The organism is Flavobacterium petrolei, from assembly GCF_003314435.2.
GTDB lineage: Bacteria > Bacteroidota > Bacteroidia > Flavobacteriales > Flavobacteriaceae > Flavobacterium > Flavobacterium petrolei.
Window position 1 is genome coordinate 51,283 of record NZ_QNVY02000005.1, and the last position, 17,741, is coordinate 69,023.

General features: G+C 33.2%; 10 protein-coding genes. 7 read left to right on the forward strand and 3 right to left on the reverse strand.

Annotation, left to right across the window (positions count from 1 at the left end):
* Positions 1-54: 54 nt before the first annotated feature.
* Both DR871_RS13595 and DR871_RS13600 read right to left on the reverse strand, forming a co-directional pair.
* A complete protein-coding gene (locus DR871_RS13595) occupies positions 55-1,173 on the reverse strand; it encodes a GTP cyclohydrolase (RefSeq protein ID WP_113666747.1) in 1,119 nt (372 codons plus the stop codon).
* A 21-nt stretch (positions 1,174-1,194) separates the two neighbouring features.
* A complete protein-coding gene (locus tag DR871_RS13600) occupies positions 1,195-2,130 on the reverse strand; it encodes a transporter (protein ID WP_165355340.1) in 936 nt (311 codons plus the stop codon).
* Between the two features lie 124 nt (positions 2,131-2,254).
* Between DR871_RS13600 and DR871_RS13605 the strand changes: the two genes are divergently transcribed.
* The 5 genes from DR871_RS13605 to DR871_RS13625 all read left to right on the forward strand — a co-directional run bounded on the left by DR871_RS13605 (position 2,255) and on the right by DR871_RS13625 (position 8,343).
* The gene (locus DR871_RS13605; RefSeq protein ID WP_113666748.1) at positions 2,255-2,536 is read left to right on the forward strand and encodes a DUF4834 family protein; all 282 of its coding nucleotides are present in this window, start codon (positions 2,255-2,257) and stop codon (positions 2,534-2,536) included.
* A 48-nt stretch (positions 2,537-2,584) separates the two neighbouring features.
* Positions 2,585-4,993 carry a YfhO family protein gene (locus DR871_RS13610; RefSeq protein ID WP_113666903.1) on the forward strand — a complete coding sequence of 803 codons (2,409 nt, stop codon included), beginning with the start codon at positions 2,585-2,587 and terminating at the stop codon, positions 4,991-4,993.
* Between the two features lie 64 nt (positions 4,994-5,057).
* Positions 5,058-6,350: a glycosyltransferase family 4 protein gene (locus tag DR871_RS13615; RefSeq protein WP_113666904.1), complete on the forward strand. Its 1,293-nt coding sequence runs from the start codon at positions 5,058-5,060 to the stop codon at positions 6,348-6,350.
* Between the two features lie 36 nt (positions 6,351-6,386).
* Positions 6,387-7,856 carry a lipopolysaccharide biosynthesis protein gene (locus tag DR871_RS13620; RefSeq protein ID WP_113666749.1) on the forward strand — a complete coding sequence of 490 codons (1,470 nt, stop codon included), beginning with the start codon at positions 6,387-6,389 and terminating at the stop codon, positions 7,854-7,856.
* A 178-nt stretch (positions 7,857-8,034) separates the two neighbouring features.
* Complete coding sequence (locus tag DR871_RS13625) at positions 8,035-8,343, forward strand: hypothetical protein (RefSeq protein ID WP_113666750.1); 309 nt, start codon at positions 8,035-8,037, stop codon at positions 8,341-8,343.
* 3 nt (positions 8,344-8,346) lie between these two features.
* Here the strand turns inward: DR871_RS13625 and uvrA are convergent, their stop codons facing one another.
* The gene (uvrA, locus tag DR871_RS13630) at positions 8,347-11,142 is read right to left on the reverse strand and encodes an excinuclease ABC subunit UvrA (RefSeq protein WP_113666905.1); all 2,796 of its coding nucleotides are present in this window, start codon (positions 11,140-11,142) and stop codon (positions 8,347-8,349) included.
* Positions 11,143-11,328: 186 nt separating this feature from the next.
* On the opposite strand from uvrA, the gene DR871_RS13635 reads away from it, so the two are divergent.
* Together DR871_RS13635 and DR871_RS13640 are read left to right on the forward strand one after the other, a co-directional pair.
* On the forward strand, positions 11,329-14,130 hold the full coding sequence (locus DR871_RS13635) for a helix-turn-helix and ligand-binding sensor domain-containing protein (RefSeq protein ID WP_242497121.1): 2,802 nt from the start codon (positions 11,329-11,331) through the stop codon (positions 14,128-14,130).
* 476 nt (positions 14,131-14,606) lie between these two features.
* Positions 14,607-17,732, forward strand: coding sequence for a glycoside hydrolase family 2 TIM barrel-domain containing protein (locus tag DR871_RS13640; RefSeq protein WP_113666751.1), 3,126 nt, complete (start codon positions 14,607-14,609; stop codon positions 17,730-17,732).
* The last annotated feature ends 9 nt before the right edge of the window (positions 17,733-17,741 follow it).

Sequence of the window (17,741 nt, forward strand, 5' to 3'; positions counted from 1 at the left end):
ATCCATCAGCATGAAATTGATGGATTTTTAGTTTTGCTATAAAATGCAATTTATTTACAATTCTTTTCTATAAGTACATCGTCGTTTGTGAATCTGAGGATCAAAATGTTTCCATAAATTGATGCTTGCGGCGTTGTCAGCTAATTCAGGAGTTCTGAAACAATTTAAGATTCCTTTTTCTTTGAAAGTTTCGTAATATTCTTTAAATATAATGGCTGTAACCGCTTTGTTTTGGTATTCGGGCAGTACGCCAATAAGGTAAAAAATCACGTCTTTACTTTGTTTCTTAGCTCGTAGTAAATGAAGGAATCCAAACGGGAATAATTTTCCTTTTGCCTTTTGTATCGCCTCTGAAAAGGAAGGCATTACAATACTGAAAGCAACTATATTATGGTCTTTGTCTTCCACAAATTTTATAAACTCAGGATTGATGAAACTGATGTATTTCTTCTTGAAATATTCTTTTTGCGTATCTGAAATAGCTACAAATGAAGATAGAGACGCATATGACTTATTGAATAAATCAAACATTTTGTCCACATGAGGCATTACTTCTTTAGTAGTTTTGAAATTAAGTGGACTTAATTGGTACCTTCTTTTTACCAAATCATTTGCCTTTTCAAAAAATTCAGGTTTTACGTTTGAAAAAGGAAATTTACTTTCAATGTATTCCTTTTCTTTAACATAGCCTAATTGTTCAAAATGAGTTGCATAATAAGGATGATTGTACCATGTAATCATCGTTCCTATCGTATCAAAACCTTCAGTAAGCACGCCAACTTTATCCAAGTTTGAAAAGCCCATCGGGCCTTCAACATATTCTAAGTTATTTTTTCGACCTAATTCATGCACTTTTTCTAAAAGTGCTTTTGTCACTTCAATATCATCTATAACATCAAACCAACCAAAACGAACTTTCATTTTTTGTTGGTCTTTTACCTCACTCCAATTGATGATTGCAACAATTCTACCTACTATTTCGTTATTTCTTTTAGCTACATAAAAATAGGCTTCAGCAGTTTCGAAAGCGGGATTTTTAGTTTTATCAAATCCTTCGACTTCTTCTCCAATTAATGGCGGAACCCAGTTTTTATTGTTTTTGTATAGTGAAAAAGGGAATTTGACAAATTGAGTTAATTCACTTTTTGTTTTTGCTTCTTGTATTGTAATCATGCTGTTTTTGAAATTCTATGTTTATCCTTTTTTAGTCTTTTTTGCTCTTTTCTTCGCTTTTTTTCCAGAATCACCAGAGTCAATATTTATGCGTACTTCTTTATAATTACCATCGTAACGCCATGAAAAACCAATGCCGCCGTATAGGGCAGAAGGTGTGTATTTTAGGCTTGTACTAATCGAAGCGTCAATTTGCATGTTTTTATTCAATAAATAAGCGGCGCCTCCTCGAACAATCGCATCACTGTAAAAATCACTTTTGAAGCCTTGGTTTTCCACGAAACCAGACCATTTGTCATTAAATCCTCGGGTTAATGTCAATACATAACCATAACTAGGGAAATCAGTGGTTATATAATCCGCTAAGATATTAGTTACAAAAACCCATCTTCCGTCACCTAAATGGTTCTGAGTTATTAGCATTATTTTGGGGGAGATGCTGGATTCTGCAGAAAAGGAATACGGATTATCCGCCATAGTAAAATTTGCTCCCGCAAAAACAGAAACGGCAGGTACCAATTGGCGCCATCTGAAGCCGTGATTTGCTTTCCAACTGTAAAGATTGACCTTTTTCTGGGAATTTTTGAAAGGATCGTAAATCAAATATTTGGCTCCTAAAACTGTTTGTTTGAAATCTGCTCGATTGGAACTGTTAAACAAGGTAGTGTATTTCTCGTTTTGGTATTGGATGTCGGCAATCAATTCTAATTTCTCCATGAATAATCCCCATCGTAAGGTGGCGTCAATTCCAAAACCATTAGCATCATAATTCAACAAACTATGATTTTGTTTGATGCCATAAACGCCTGTTTCAATTTGGATTACTGATTTTCCAACTGCGAAAGCGGACATGGTTTCTCCAGGTCTGTTCGAATTTATTTGATCAGTATATTGGCCATAATGAATACTTGGAATCATTAAAACAGCAGTGATAAATAAGATTTTGATTTTGGACATATTATTTTTTTTGGGTTAAAAAGTAATAACGCTTTTCAAATGTACTATATTTTATTATTTATTTAAGAGAGATATTTTAATTTTGAACGGTTGATTTATTAATTTTGGAAAAAATTACAGTTATATGCAAACAGCTTCCTTCATTGGTTTTATAAAAGCAATATTTTATATGCTCGCTTTTTACTATATTTTCAGATTTTTAGCAAAATTGTTTTTGCCTTTACTAGTTAAAAAAGTAGTCGAAAAAGCAGGAGAGAATATGCAAAAGCAGCAGCAATATGCCCAAGACAATACTTGGAAAAAAACACAAAGTAAGGATGAAGTAATATACAATACTGCAAATGCTAAAAACCCACGCGAAACCAAAAAAGTGGGAGATTATGTTGATTACGAAGAAATAGATTAAATTTGTCGTTATTTGCAGGTTTTTTATTCTAATCCAAACTTTTTTAAATTGAAAATAATAAATAAGTTCTATCCGCACGCCCTTGCCATACTTGGTTTTGTACTCGTTTCTGTTCTTTATTTTTATCCTGTACTACAAGGAAAACAAATTTTTCAATCGGATATTGTACAATATACCGGAATGGCCAAAGAGCAAAATGACTTTAGAGCCACGGATCATATAGAACCTTATTGGACTAACTCAGCATTTGGTGGAATGCCAACCTATCAATTAGGAGCGAAATATCCGTACGATTATATTGGCGCTTTAGATGATGCGTTGCGATTTTTACCGCGTCCTGCGGATTATTTATTTTTATATTTTCTTGGATTTTATGTTTTGATGTTAGTGCTAAAAGTTGATCCTTTGAAAGCCTTTTTTGGAGCATTGGCTTTCGGTTTATCTACCTATTTAATTATCATTCTAGGCGTTGGCCATAATGCCAAAGCGCATGCTATTGCTTACATGCCGCTTGTTATTGCCGGATTTATTCTGGTATTTCAAAAAAAATATATTCTGGGAGGTTTGATTACGCTTTTTGCGACAGCATTAGAAATCAATGCAAATCACTTCCAAATGACCTATTACTTATTGATTTTCCTATTGATTCTTTCAGTGTATTTTATCTATCAGCAAATCAAAGAAAAGGAATATAAATCGCTTTTGTATTCTTTTGGGACGTTAGCCATAGCAGGAATTTTTGCTCTTGGTGCAAATGCGACCAATTTATTGGCAACAGCCGAATATGCAGATTTCAGTACACGCGGAAAAAGCGAATTGAGTTTTAATCCTGATGGTTCAAAAAATTCAAACAGCAGTGCGCTGACTCATGATTACATCACGGAGTACAGTTATGGAATAACCGAAAGTTTTAATCTTATAGCACCTCGACTTTTTGGTGGTTCTAATAATGAAGCTGTAGGGAGGAATAGCAATATGTTCGAATTTATGATTGGTCAGGGTGTTCCAGAAGACCAAGCTGTTGATTTTGTTTCAGGAATGCCAACGTACTGGGGCGATCAGCCTATTGTTGCGGCTCCAGCATATATAGGTGTGGTGGTTTTCTTTTTAGGAATTATGGCTCTGTTTATTGATAAACGCAAAATTAAATATGTATTTCTTTCGGGAGCTGTCGTTGCCTTGATACTTTCGTGGGGTAAAAACTTCCCGTTATTAACAGACTTTTGCATCGATTATGTTCCAATGTACAACAAGTTCAGAGCGGTATCTTCGATCCAAGTTATACTTGAATTGTGTTTTCCAGTGCTGGCTATTATGGGATTACAGTCTTTCTTTCAATTGGATAAAAAATTACAGTGGAAAGCATTATATGAAACAGCTATTCTAGGTTTTGGAATCATTATAATCTTGTTCTTTAGCAAAAGCTTATTCAGCTTCTCTGGCGGTAATGATGCTTATTTTCAAGAAACGTATGGTCCAGATTTTGTAAATGCATTAAAACAGGACAGGATGAGTTTGTATAGTGCTGATTTATTGCGTTCGGGTTTCTTTATCTTAGTAATTGCAGGCGTTTTGTGGATGGCTATTAAAGATCGGTTTGCACAAAATACGGCTATTATAATCGTAGGATTATTAATGGTTTCCGATTTGTTTTTCGTGGATAAAAATTATGTTTCAGGAAAAGATTTCGTTAGCGGAAGAGAAGTAGAAGTGCCTTTTCAGGAGTCTCCTTCTGATGTTGAGATTCTAAAGGACACCTCACATTATAGAGTATTTGAAGTTTCTGGGAATTTATCTAGTGCCAGAGCTTCTTATTTTCATAAATCGATTGGTGGCTACAGTGCCGTAAAACCGCGCAGAATGCAGCAATTATTCGATTACCAAATTGCCAATAACAATATGGAAATCCTCAATATGCTGGATGTAAAATATGTGATTCAAACCAATAAAGAAGGAAAAGAATTTCCAACTTCAAACCCAAATGCTAATGGAAATGCTTGGTTTGTAAGCCAAGTACAATTGGTCAATTCTACTGATGAAGAGATGAAAGCTTTGGATAGTTTGGATTCTAAAAATGTGGCAGTTGTAAACAGTAAAGATTTTGAAATTAAAAATACGGCTTTCGCAAAAGACAGTTCAGCGAGTATAACTTTAGAAAATTATAAACCTAATTACTTGAAATATGTATCAAACAATTCAAAAGAAGGTTTAGCCGTTTTCTCCGAAATGTATTATGGAAAAGGATGGAATGCGTATATTGATGGAAAAAGTGTGTCTCATATTAGAGTCGATTACGTTTTAAGAGGATTGCAAATTCCGGCAGGAAAACACACGATAGAATTTAAGTTTGAACCACAAGTCGTAAAAACTGGAAGCACCATAACGTTGATTAGCTCCATAGGAATGCTGTTGCTTTTAGTTGGTGGGATTTATTTCGAAAGGAAGAAAAAGATTTAAGATTGTTGATTAACGAATTTTGATTTTAGATTTTAAATTATCGTATTATAACAAATCCTTGAACTTGAAACCGAAGAAAATTTTAATAATTACCTATTATTGGCCACCGGCGGGCGGGCCAGGTGTGCAACGTTGGCTTAAGTTTGTAAAGTATTTGCCAGACTTTGGCGTTCAGCCTATTGTTTATATTCCGGAGAATCCTACATATCCCATTGTTGATGAAAATTTGGTTAAAGAAGTTTCGGATAAAGCGATTATTCTGAAACAAAGGATTTTTGAACCCTATCAATTGGCTTCTTTTCTTTCAAAAAACAAAACTAAAAAAATCAGTTCGGGAATTATTCCAAATCAGAAAAAGCAATCTTTTCTGGACAAAACGTTTCTTTGGATTCGCGGGAATCTCTTTATTCCAGATGCGCGCGTTTTTTGGGTAAAACCATCGGTTGCTTATTTGGAGAAATATATTCTAGACAATGATATCGATACTATTTTAACTTCCGGACCGCCGCACAGTCTGCATTTGATTGGATTAGAATTAAAACAAAAATTAGATTTAAAATGGTTTGCTGATTTCAGAGATCCGTGGACTACTATTGGCTATCATAAATCATTGCGACTATCTAGTTTTGCTGCCAAAAAACATAAAGCTCTGGAACATCAGGTTTTGAATACAGCGGATACAATTATAGTCACGAGTAAAACTACTAAAACGGAATTTCAAGCGATTACTACTAAACCGATTGCGGTAATTACCAATGGGTACGATACTGAACGGGTCGAAAAACAAACATTAGATGCTAAATTTAGTTTAGCACATATTGGTTCTTTTCTTTCCGAAAGAAATCCTTCGATTTTATGGGAAAGTTTAATTGAACTGACACATGAGATTCCAGATTTTAAATCACATTTAGAAATTAAACTAATCGGCGCAGTCAGCCAGGAAGTTTTAGAAACTATTTCTCAATTTGGGTTAAAACCGTATTTGAATAACTTAGGTTATGTTTCGCATGCAGAAGCAATTGCGCACCAGCGAAAATCACAGGTTTTGTTGCTTATTGAAATCAATTCTGAAGATACGAAAAGCATTATTCCCGGGAAATTATTCGAATATATGGTTTCAAACCGGCCAATTATTGCCATTGGACCAAAGGATTCTGACTTTGCAGAAATTATTACGAATACCAATACAGGTGTATTTTTTGATTATTCGGAGAAAGTGAAACTTAAAAGTGTAATTTTGGACTTTTATAATCAGTTTTTGGAAGGAAAATTACAATCTAATGGAGTTGGTTTACAAAACTATTCCAGAAGAAACCTAACCAAAGAATTGGTTGAATTGCTTAAAAATTTAAATTAAAAGCGTGGTTTCTTAATACCTCGCAATAATAAAATAATGGGAATAGTATTAAATCAATCTTTAAAGAATACGATAATTACCTATTTGGGTTTTGGAATTGGGGCAATAAATACGTTGTATTTGTACCCTATTTTTTTGGGCGCTACGTATTATGCTTTAACGAATTATATCCTTTCAGTTGCCAATGTTATCATGCCTTTATTTGCAATAGGAATGCAAAATACGTTAGTGAAATTTTATTCCCAATATCAAACTGATGAAGAACGATCTCGATTTTTATCCTTTACCGTACTTTTTCCGTTGCTTTTATCGATTCCTTTAATTCTAATTGGATATATTTTCTTTGATGATATTTTATTCTTTGTATCAAAGAAAAATCCAGTAGTCAAGGATTTTATCTGGCTGATTCCATTTATTGGATTGTGCATGGCTTATTTCGAAATATTTTACGCTTGGGCCAGAGTTCACATGCATTCGGTTTTTGGGAATTTTGTCAAAGAAGTAGGATTAAGGTTGTTTTCGTTATTAGCGTTGATTGGTGTCTATTATAAATGGATAACGGTTGTTGATTTTGTTTACATTACTGCTGGTATTTATTTTTTGGCATTGATTATTACAATGGGATATGCATTTTATATCAAAACACCAAGTTTTCAGTTTGCAATTCCGCATAACGTAAAAGGTTTGATGGAGTACACTTTTTATATTATTTTATCAGGAAGTGTGGCTAATTTGCTTTTGGATGGCGATAAAATAATGCTGAATCAATATATGGTTATCGAAAATATAGCCTATTATTCAATTGCAACCTTTATTGCTTTGGTAATATCAGTTCCAAGTCGGGCGATGCATCAAATTGTTTATCCCATCACTGCAAAACTGATGCATGATAACAAATTCGATGAATTAAATGTTTTATACAAAAAAACGTCAATAAATTTACAAGTCGTAGGTGGCTTTGTAATGTTGGGCATTTTTGTCAATATCAATCAGTTGTATGAAATTGTTCCTAAAGAATACAGCGGTGGAATTTTAGTTGTGTTTATGATTGGGTTGTCTAAATATTTTGATTTGATATTAGGGAATAACAATGCTATTATTTTTAATACTAAATATTATCGAGCGGTTTTGTTTCTGGGAGTTTTTTTAGTCGTTGTAGCTATTGGTTTAAACATGATTTTTATTCCTTTGTACGGAATTATGGGATCTGCTTTTGCTACTTTATTATCGATAACCTTATATAGTATTGCCAAGTTGCTTTTTGTGGTAAAACGATTGCATTTGTATCCATTTACAAAACAAACATTGTATTCTCTGGCAATAACACTGTTGTTATTTTTACTGTTTTACTTCTGGGAATTTCCTTTTAATCCAATGATTAATATTGTGTTGAAATCGGTTTTAATAACCCTATTATACGTTTATATTAATTACAAATTTGTTATTTCTGTCGAAATCAATCAAGCTATTGATGTAGTTTTTAAGAAATTAAAAATTATGTCTTAGTATTTTTATTTGATACATAAAGGAAATAACTCTTTCATTTTCTCTTATTTAGGAAAAGTCTTTTTTTATTTAAAAATTTTAAATATCACTAAAAGTGGGTATTGTGGAGTTTTAATTTTGCTATTATTTTTGTGAAAGTTATATAAACGTATAACCGCAAAAAAATAGACGAATCGCAATGAAAAATAGTTCTTCCGCAATAAACGCAAATGATGCTGATTTAATTAAATTTACATCTATTCTAACCGATAAAACCAATAATGGATTTGTAGTTTTAGAACGAAATGATAAATTACCTTATGCAGTTTTATTAAAGAAGAAAAAAAAGGTGGACCATGTTTTTAATTTTTACATCTTTTGTGCTACTCTTGGACTTTGGTCTATAGCTTGGATATATATTTCACAAGTTTCGTCAAAAGCTAAAAAAATATTAATAGCAATTGATGAAGACGGAAATCCATTTGAAGAGAAATGTTATATGGGGTAATGTTTATAATTTATCCTTCAAATATTTTCCTGTAACAGATCCTTTCATTTTGACAACTTGTTCTGGAGTTCCTACCGCGAGTAATTTTCCTCCATTTTCTCCTCCTTCAGGTCCCAAATCAATAATCCAGTCCGCACATTTTATCAAATCAAGGTTGTGTTCGATAACAATAATCGAATGTCCTTTGTCAATTAATGCATCAAAGGAAGCCAGTAGTTTCTTGATGTCATGAAAATGTAATCCAGTTGTAGGTTCATCAAAAACAAATAAAGCTTTGTCTTTTGTTGCTCCTTTTACTAGGAATGAAGCTAGTTTTATACGCTGTGCTTCTCCTCCGGAAAGGGTAGAAGAGGATTGTCCTAACTGAACATAACCCAATCCCACATCTTGCAACGGCTGTAGTTTTTGAGTGATTTTAGTTTGTTTGTTCGCAATGAAAAAAGCAATGGCATCGTCAATAGTCATCGTAAGAATATCGTGAATGTTTTTACCTTCATAAGCGACTTCCAGTACTTCTTTCTTAAATCTTTTCCCGTTGCAGGTTTCACAAGGCAATTGCACATCGGCCATGAAAACCATTTCTACGTTTATAGAACCTTCTCCTTTACAGGTTTCACATCTTCCACCATCAACATTAAAAGAGAAATGTTTGGCCTGATACCCTCTTATTTTTGATAATTTTTCCTTGGCATACAATTCCCGAATGTCATCATACGCTTTAATATAGGTCACAGGATTAGATCGGGAACTTCTTCCTATTGGGTTTTGGTCTACGTATTCAATATGTTTAATTTGCGAAAAAGAACCAGTCATTTCAGTAAACTGTCCTGCTTTTTCGCCTATATTTTCCAGCTTTTTCTGCATGGCCGGAAAAAGGATTTTCTTAACAAGCGTACTTTTCCCACTTCCAGAAACTCCAGTAATTACTGTTAACACATCCAATGGGAAAGTAACATCAATATTTTGAAGATTGTTTTCTCGAGCTCCTTTTATTTCTATAAAATTTTTAAATAATCTTCGTTTTTTAGGCACGGTAATTTCTAAATCTCCATTCAAATATTTTGCGGTAAGTGAAGTTGATTTTAATATTTCGTCATAAGTTCCTTGAGCGACTAAATGTCCTCCTAAAGTTCCCGCTTCCGGACCAATATCTATAATCATATCAGCGGCTTTCATGATATCTTCATCGTGTTCTACCACGATTACCGTGTTTCCTAAATCGCGTAGGGAAAGCAATACTTTTATCAAGCGCTCTGTGTCTTTTGGGTGTAAACCAATACTTGGCTCATCCAAAATATACATAGAACCCACTAAACTACTTCCAAGTGAAGTTGCTAAGTTGATGCGTTGCGATTCTCCACCGGAAAGTGTTGCTGAATTCCTGTTTAATGTCAGATAATCTAGTCCTACTTCGGTCAAAAAGGACAAACGGTTGTTGATTTCTACTAATAATCGTTTGGCAATTTGTTTTTCATAAACATCTAAATCAATATTTTTGAAGAAGGTAACCAAATGTTTTATAGGTAAATCAACTAAATCCGAAACTGTTTTTTCATTGATTTTTACGTAAGAAGCTTCAATTCTTAAACGTTTTCCTTTGCAGGAATGACATTTAGTTTTGCCTCTGTAACGCGAAAGCATCACTCTGTTTTGGATTTTATAATTTTTTTCTTCCAGTTCTTTGAAAAAATCATTCAAGCCTTGAAAATAGCTATTTCCATTCCAAATCAATTCTTTTTGATCCTCAGATAATTGGTAATACGGTTTGTGAATTGGGAAATCAAATTTGTAAGCGTTATTTACTAATTCATCTCGAAACCAACTCATGCTTTCGCCTCTCCAAGGAAAAATTGCATTTTCAAAAACGGATAAAGTGGTATTTGGCACCACTAATTCGGCATCAATTCCAATAATATTTCCATAGCCTTCGCAAACGGGACACGCTCCATAAGGATTGTTGAAACTAAATAAATGAACGTTGGGTTCCAGAAATGTAATACCATCTAATTCAAAATTATTGGAATAGGAATACTTTTTTTCGGAATTTAATTCCTTTAAATAGCATATCCCTTTTCCTTCAAAGAAAGCAGTTTGTACCGCATCTGCCAATCGATTGTAGAACTCTTCTTCGCCTGATGTATCGTGATTAACGACAATTCGGTCAATGATTAGGAAAATTTCTTTTTTATCCAAAACATCCGGTAAATCGTCTAGACGTACCATTTCATTCTCTACTAATATTCGGGCAAATCCTTGTTGTAAAAGGACTTTTAGTTTGTCTTCCAGTTTTCGTCCTTCTTCAAGGTGAATGGGTGCAAGAAGTAACCATTTGCTGTCTAATTCAAATGTTTTTACATCGGAAACCACATCAGTAACAGTATTTTTTTTGACTTCACGACCAGAAATAGGAGAATAAGTTCTTCCAATTCTGGCAAAAAGCAATTTTACATAATCGTATATTTCGGTTGAAGTTCCTACCGTAGAACGTGCATTTGTAGTATTCACCTTTTGTTCGATAGCAATCGCAGGAGCAATTCCTTTGATATATTCCACTTTTGGTTTGTCCAATCGTCCAAGAAATTGTCTCGCATAAGACGATAAGCTCTCTACGTAGCGACGCTGCCCTTCGGCATATAAAGTATCAAAAGCCAAACTTGATTTTCCGGAACCCGAAAGTCCTGTGATAACAACTAATTTATTTCGGGGAATCGCAACATCTACATTTTTTAGGTTATGTACTTGTGCGCCTTTTATGATGATATTTTTCTTTGGATCTAATTTCGAAAGGTCAACTTGCATAAAAATGATAATTTTTACAAAAGTAATCAATTTTCAACTGACTAAAAGGATTCAACAAGTCACAAATATTGTTTAAAAGGTCGTGTGAAATCTCTTTTTTCTTCTTGTATGGTTTTTATGTTTTCTATCCCGTAAATAAATACTAATTTTAGGTTTATTTTTGAAAAAAATTAACAACAAGACCCTTTGAAAACAAAACTTTACTTTTTTCTTTTTTTAATATCCTTCTGTGCTTTTTCTCAAGAATTACCCCCAATTGTAAAATATGCATCTAGTATTTACGGTGCGGGAAATCAAAACTGGATGATTTCGCAGGATCAAAATCATTATGTTTTCTTTGCTAACAATGAAGGTTTATTAGAGTTCAACGGTTCTAATTGGGAGTTATATCCGTCACCAAACGAAACGATTGTTCGTTCTGTGAAAGTAATTGGAAATAAAATTTTTACGGGTTGTTATATGGAATTTGGTTTTTGGACCCGACAACCAAATGGAAAACTAAAATACACGTCACTTAGCAAAACAATAAAAACTAAAATTCTTGATGATGAGCAATTTTGGAATATATTAAATTATGATCAATGGATAATTTTCCAATCCTTGAACAGAATTTATATTTATGATACTAAAACGGGAGGTTTCAAAATTATTGCTCCAAAAAATAATATTACTAAGTCATTCCGTACCAAAAATGCAATCTACTTTCAAACACTAAACGAAGGATTTTTTGAAATAGAAAGTGGAAAAGCACGGTTAGTTTCCAATAATCCAATTTTGCAAAGCAATAAAATTGTCAATGTTTTTGCTATTGATGAAGGGCTTTTGATCCAATCACAATTAAATGGATTTTACAAGCTCATAGGAGGTGCTTTGACAAAGTTTTCTACTGAGGCTGATTCGGTATTAGCAGCCAGTAGTTTGTATAGCAGTCAAGTGCTTTCAGACGGAAGTTTTGCTTTGGGAACCGTTTCCAATGGGATATTTATTTTAAACAATAGCGGAAAAATTAAATATCACATCACTCAAAACAAAGGATTGACTAATAATACTGCGCTTTCTTTATATGAAGATGCTGATAAAAATCTTTGGGTAGGATTAGACAACGGAATCAATTGCATTAATCTGCAATCTCCAATACAAAATTTTGTTGATGACACGGGAATTCTGGGGACGGTTTACACTTCAAAACTGTACAATGGAACTTTGTATGTAGGAACGAATCAAGGTCTATTTTATAAAAGTTATCAGAGTAAAGATGACTTCAAATTTGTAAATGGAACTAAAGGACAGGTTTGGTCATTGTTTGAACACGATGGGACGCTTTTTTGCGGTCACGATTCGGGGACATTTGTGATTGAAAATGCGGTAGCGAAAAATATATTTTCAGCATCAGGAACATGGAAATTTGAAACTGTACCCAATCAAAAAGCACTTTTGCTTCAAGGGAATTATTACGGAATTTCAGTTTTGGAAAAAACGAATAATCAGTGGAGCTTTAGAAACAAAATAGCCGGATTTGATTATTCTGCTAAATATTTTGAAATCACAAACGATTTGAATGTGTTCGTAAGTCATGAATACAAAGGCGTTTACAGACTGGAATTAGACAGTAAACTGTTGAAAACAAAGCCTTTTTTGAAATATAAAACACCTGCAAAAGGGAAAAATGCCAGTTTGACAAAGTTTAATAATAGCATTTATTATGCAAATAAAGGAGGTATTTTTAAATTGAATGAAAAGACAAAACAATTTAGTAAAGATACTTTGTTAAGTGCTGTTTTTGAAAAAGATGAATACACTTCTGGAAAACTGATTGTGGATAATTCCAACAAAATATGGTTGTTTTCAAAAAATTACATCCATTATTTTTCATTGAGTAAATTGAGTAATCAACTAAAGCAAAACGTGATTCCTATTCCAGCTTCGTTAACAAATTCGATGTTGGGCTATGAAAATATTACTCAAATTTCTAATTCTAATTATTTGATTGGAACCACTGACGGATATTATATTTTAAATCTTAACGAGTTGAGTTTTAAAAATCATAATGTCTCTATTTCCGCAATTAATACAAATAAGCTTAATGAAAGCTCCGAAAATCGTTCGATTCTAGAAAAAGGTAGTTTTAAACATGATGATAATAATATTACTATCAATTATACGGTTCCTGAATTTAATAAATACATTAATGCTGAATTTCAATATTTATTAGAAGGATTTCAAGATGATTGGAGTGAATGGAGTGCGAAATCAACGGTAAATTTTAAAAACCTTCCTCCTGGCGAATATACTTTTAAGGTCAGAGCTAAATTTGCTAATTCTACTCTGGAAGATATAGCGGTATATTCTTTTACGGTTGAAAAACCTTGGTATTTAACTCATACTGCACTGTTAGTATATTTGATTTTTATAATGGTAATGGCTCGATTTATCCATAAGGCATATAAAAGTTACTATCAAAAACAAAAAGAAAAACTGATAGAAGAGAATAATCTTTTATTGGAAATTAAAGAACTGGAGAACGAGCAGGAATTGATGCGGATTAGAAACGAACAACTTTCGCAAGATGTAGATGCCAAAAATAGAGAATTAGCATTTTCTACTATGAGTTTGAATAGTAAAAATGAGTTATTGGCGTTCATTAAAGATGATTTAAAGAAAACACCAGATGATGGGAACAGAAGTATAAAATCTGTCATTTCTACAATTAACAAGAACATTACAGAAGGCGATAGTTGGAGTGTTTTTAAGGAAGCTTTTGACAACGCAGATAAAGACTTTTTGAAAAAGATGAAAGCTGCTCATCCTTCGTTAACACCAAACGATTTGAGATTATGTGCCTACCTGAGGTTAAATCTTTCCTCGAAAGAAGTGGCTCCTTTGTTAAACATTTCAGTACGAAGTGTCGAAATAAAAAGATATCGTTTGCGTAAAAAAATGGAATTAACGCATGAACAAGGGCTTGTTGAGTACATATTAGCTGTATAGTTTTCTTCAATTCCCTCAAATAGAACTATACATTACCACAACATTAACGTTATTGTTGTGGTTTTTTTGTTTTGTAGAAAAAACGGTTATCACAATTTCTTCTTAATTTTCAATGCTTTTTTAAGTATTGTAAATTAAATAGTGAATTTTTTGCATTGTATGTTTTTTGTTGAGGTTCTTTTTGATTTATTATTAGTGTTTCCGATTAATTTTATAATATCATAAAAAGCCAAAAAATGAAGAAACCAATTTACATTAGTACTTACTTATTATTGAAGACAAGTTATTGTCTTTATAAACCAATATTGATAAATAGAAAGTAGTCCAATTCGTTAAGACTTTTTGCAATTCGGATTAATATAAAAATGTAAGCAAGAAACTATAAGTGAAATATGATTTATACTTTATTTGCTCATTACACTAAAATAATTATCGTTCAATAATTTTTGAAAGAATCAAATTAAATTTATTAAAATATGAAAATCAATATTCTAAGATTACTATTTTTCTTAATAACAACAACTGTTTTTGCACAGTCTAATAACGTCTCGGTCGTTTCTAACGAGAAGGGAATGAAATTAGTTGTTGATGGAAAAGATTTTATGATCAACGGTATGAACTGGGATTATTATCCTATTGGGACTAATTTTTCCTATAGTCTATGGAAACAACCAGATGATGTTATTAAAGCTGCTCTTGACTCTGAAATGGGTTTATTGAAAAACATGGGAGTTAATGTAATTCGTCAATACACGGGTGTCCAACCAAAATGGATTCAATATATTTATGAAAAATATGGTATTTATACTATGCTTAACCATTCTTTTGGACGTTACGGACTAACTCTAAATGGAAATTGGGTGCCTAACACCGAATATTCTGATTCTAGAACTCGTAAATTACTTTTGAAAGAAACTAAAGAGATGGTTCAAGAATATAAAAATACTCCAGGACTTTTATTATTTTTATTAGGAAATGAAAATAACTATGGTCTTTTTTGGGATGGTGCAGAAACGGAAAATATTCCGTTAGAAGATCGAAAATCTACTGTAAGAGCACATTCATTATATAAGCTTTTCAATGAAGCTGTTTTAGAAATGAAACAAATTGATGCTTCACATCCTATCGCGATTTGTAATGGAGACTTATTATTTTTAGACATCATTAAAACGGAATGTCCGGACATTGACATTTTAGGTACTAATATGTATCGTGGTGTTTCTTTTGGTGATGCTTTTGCAAAAGTTAAAAATGAAATTAATAAGCCTATTTTATTTACAGAATTTGGTGCAGATGCATTTAATACCATTAATAATACTGAGGATCAAAAGTCTCAGGCATATTACATGGTTGGGAACTGGAAAGAAATTTATGAAAATGCAGCAGGAATTGGTAAAGCGGGAAATTCACTTGGCGGTTTTACATTTCAATTTAGTGATGGTTGGTGGAAATATGGTCAAACTAAAAATCTAGACATCCATGATAATAATGCCTCTTGGTCGAATGGAGGATACTCATTGGATTTAGAAGGTACTAATAATAATATGAATGAAGAGTGGTTTGGTATTTGTGCCAAAGGACCAACAAATGAACGTGGCTTATATGATCTTTATCCACGTGCAGCTTATTATGCATTGAAGCAAGCACATAATGTAAATCCATACGCTTCAGGCGAAAATCTTGAGAGCATACAAAATTCTTTTGCAAATATTGAGTTAATGGATGCTGTTTTAAAAGCTCGTGGAGATAAAGCTGCGTTGTTGGGTGGTGGTAGCGAAAAAATTCGTATTAGTAATATGAGAGCTGAGTTTACTACATTTAATACTGGTGGAAGTTTAATTACAACTCCGAAAACTGCAGATCCTGAATCAACTGTTTATCCTAAAAAACTTGGATTTGACCACATGCAATCCTTTTTTGTAGGAGTTGAAGGTAATCCTTCTTCAAATATGCGTGCTAATGTCAATTTCAGTATACTTGGCAATGTCGCTGAAAATCCAATTGATGAAGTTTTTTATGAAAACCGTGGTCGTAGTAGAACTGTATTAACTGATAATGGTCCCCTTTTATTAGATGATATAAATAGAGTTAAAGTTTACAATGCAAGTTACACTTGGGATGCAAAAGATTTTGAATTAAGAGGTTTCTACAGGACAGGCCATTATCATTGGGGTTACGAAGGCGATTTTTTTGGGTTGTATCCTGAGGCAAATTATGGAGCAAATTTAGATATTTATAATGGAGAAACTTCTGGTTTTGAAATTGATGGTAAAAGAGCATTAAAAGGTTTTAAAGCTGCTTTCGGACCACAATTATGGTGGGGTGCAAATCCAGCAGTTCTATTGAAATATGCTACAAAACTTGGTAGGTTTGATCTTGCGGGTATTTATCATGAAGATATTGCTGATGCTCCGGAAGCTGTTTCATCAATTGCGGTTCCACTACCTAAAACAAGAAGACTTTCTATTTATTCAAAAACTAAATTTGGAGATTTAGGTGTTGAGCTTGGTGCTATTTGGGGAGGACAACCATTAAATGGTAGAAGATTTCAATTTGCTGAAGGACAACCAGGAAATTATGTAATTTATACTGATGAAGTTAAATCAACTGATAATTGGGGAGGAAAAGCTAAATTAACGTATTCCAAAGGTTCATTCAATTGGTACGGACAAGCTGCAGCTATGGGCTTAGTCGCTAATGGTGGTGCTGATTATACCAGAACATTTACCGGCTGGAGATTAAAAGACAGTGGAAGTGGAAACCAAGTAAATGTTCTTTCCGGATTTACTTATACCACTGGAAATTTCCAAATTGCTCCAAACTTTTTGTGGCAAAAACCAATTGTGGCGGCTATGCCAAATGATGTGCAAGCGCCAGGAAGATTACGAAATATTCAAGATGATCCATTTGCTGTAAGAGGAAATAGAGAAACAGTGGGAGGAGAATTATTGCTGACTTATGATCCAACACCTGCGACTTGGATGTATGAATGGGATAATGACATGACTGAGGACGCTAAGTTTGCAGTAAGTACCGGATTTGTATTTCGTCATTTACCAACTACTCAAGATGCTGCTGTTGGAATTCTTGCTGATGGGCGACAAACGTTTGCTTTTCCTACTTCGGCTCCTGCACATGACTTATGGGAATCAAATACACGTATAGTTTCTAAGTTAACTCCGGATTTTGGATTAATAGGTAATATTTACTTTGGAAATGCGCAAGCAAATGGTGGTGATGCTAGATTAGTGGAGCGTCTGGGAGGTGACATACGAGTTATCTATAATAAATCGAAATTAGTTAGTTCTATAAAACTTAATGATTGGGGACCATTTGATTATCATCGAGATTTTAACTTGACGTATCCTTTGCAGTTGATGCTAGATTTATCTACTTCAGTAGGAAAGCCTAATTGGTTTATATTACCTGATACTAAAATTGGTATTCGTGGAACGTGGCGTACACTTGATCAATATTCTCCACGCTACCTTCCAAATGTTGCTGATGAATTTGCCACTTCACCGATAATAAGTCCAGTAGGATTCCCTAACGGAAATGAATGGGAAATTAGAACATACATACATATTAATATTGGAAAATAATAAAAATAA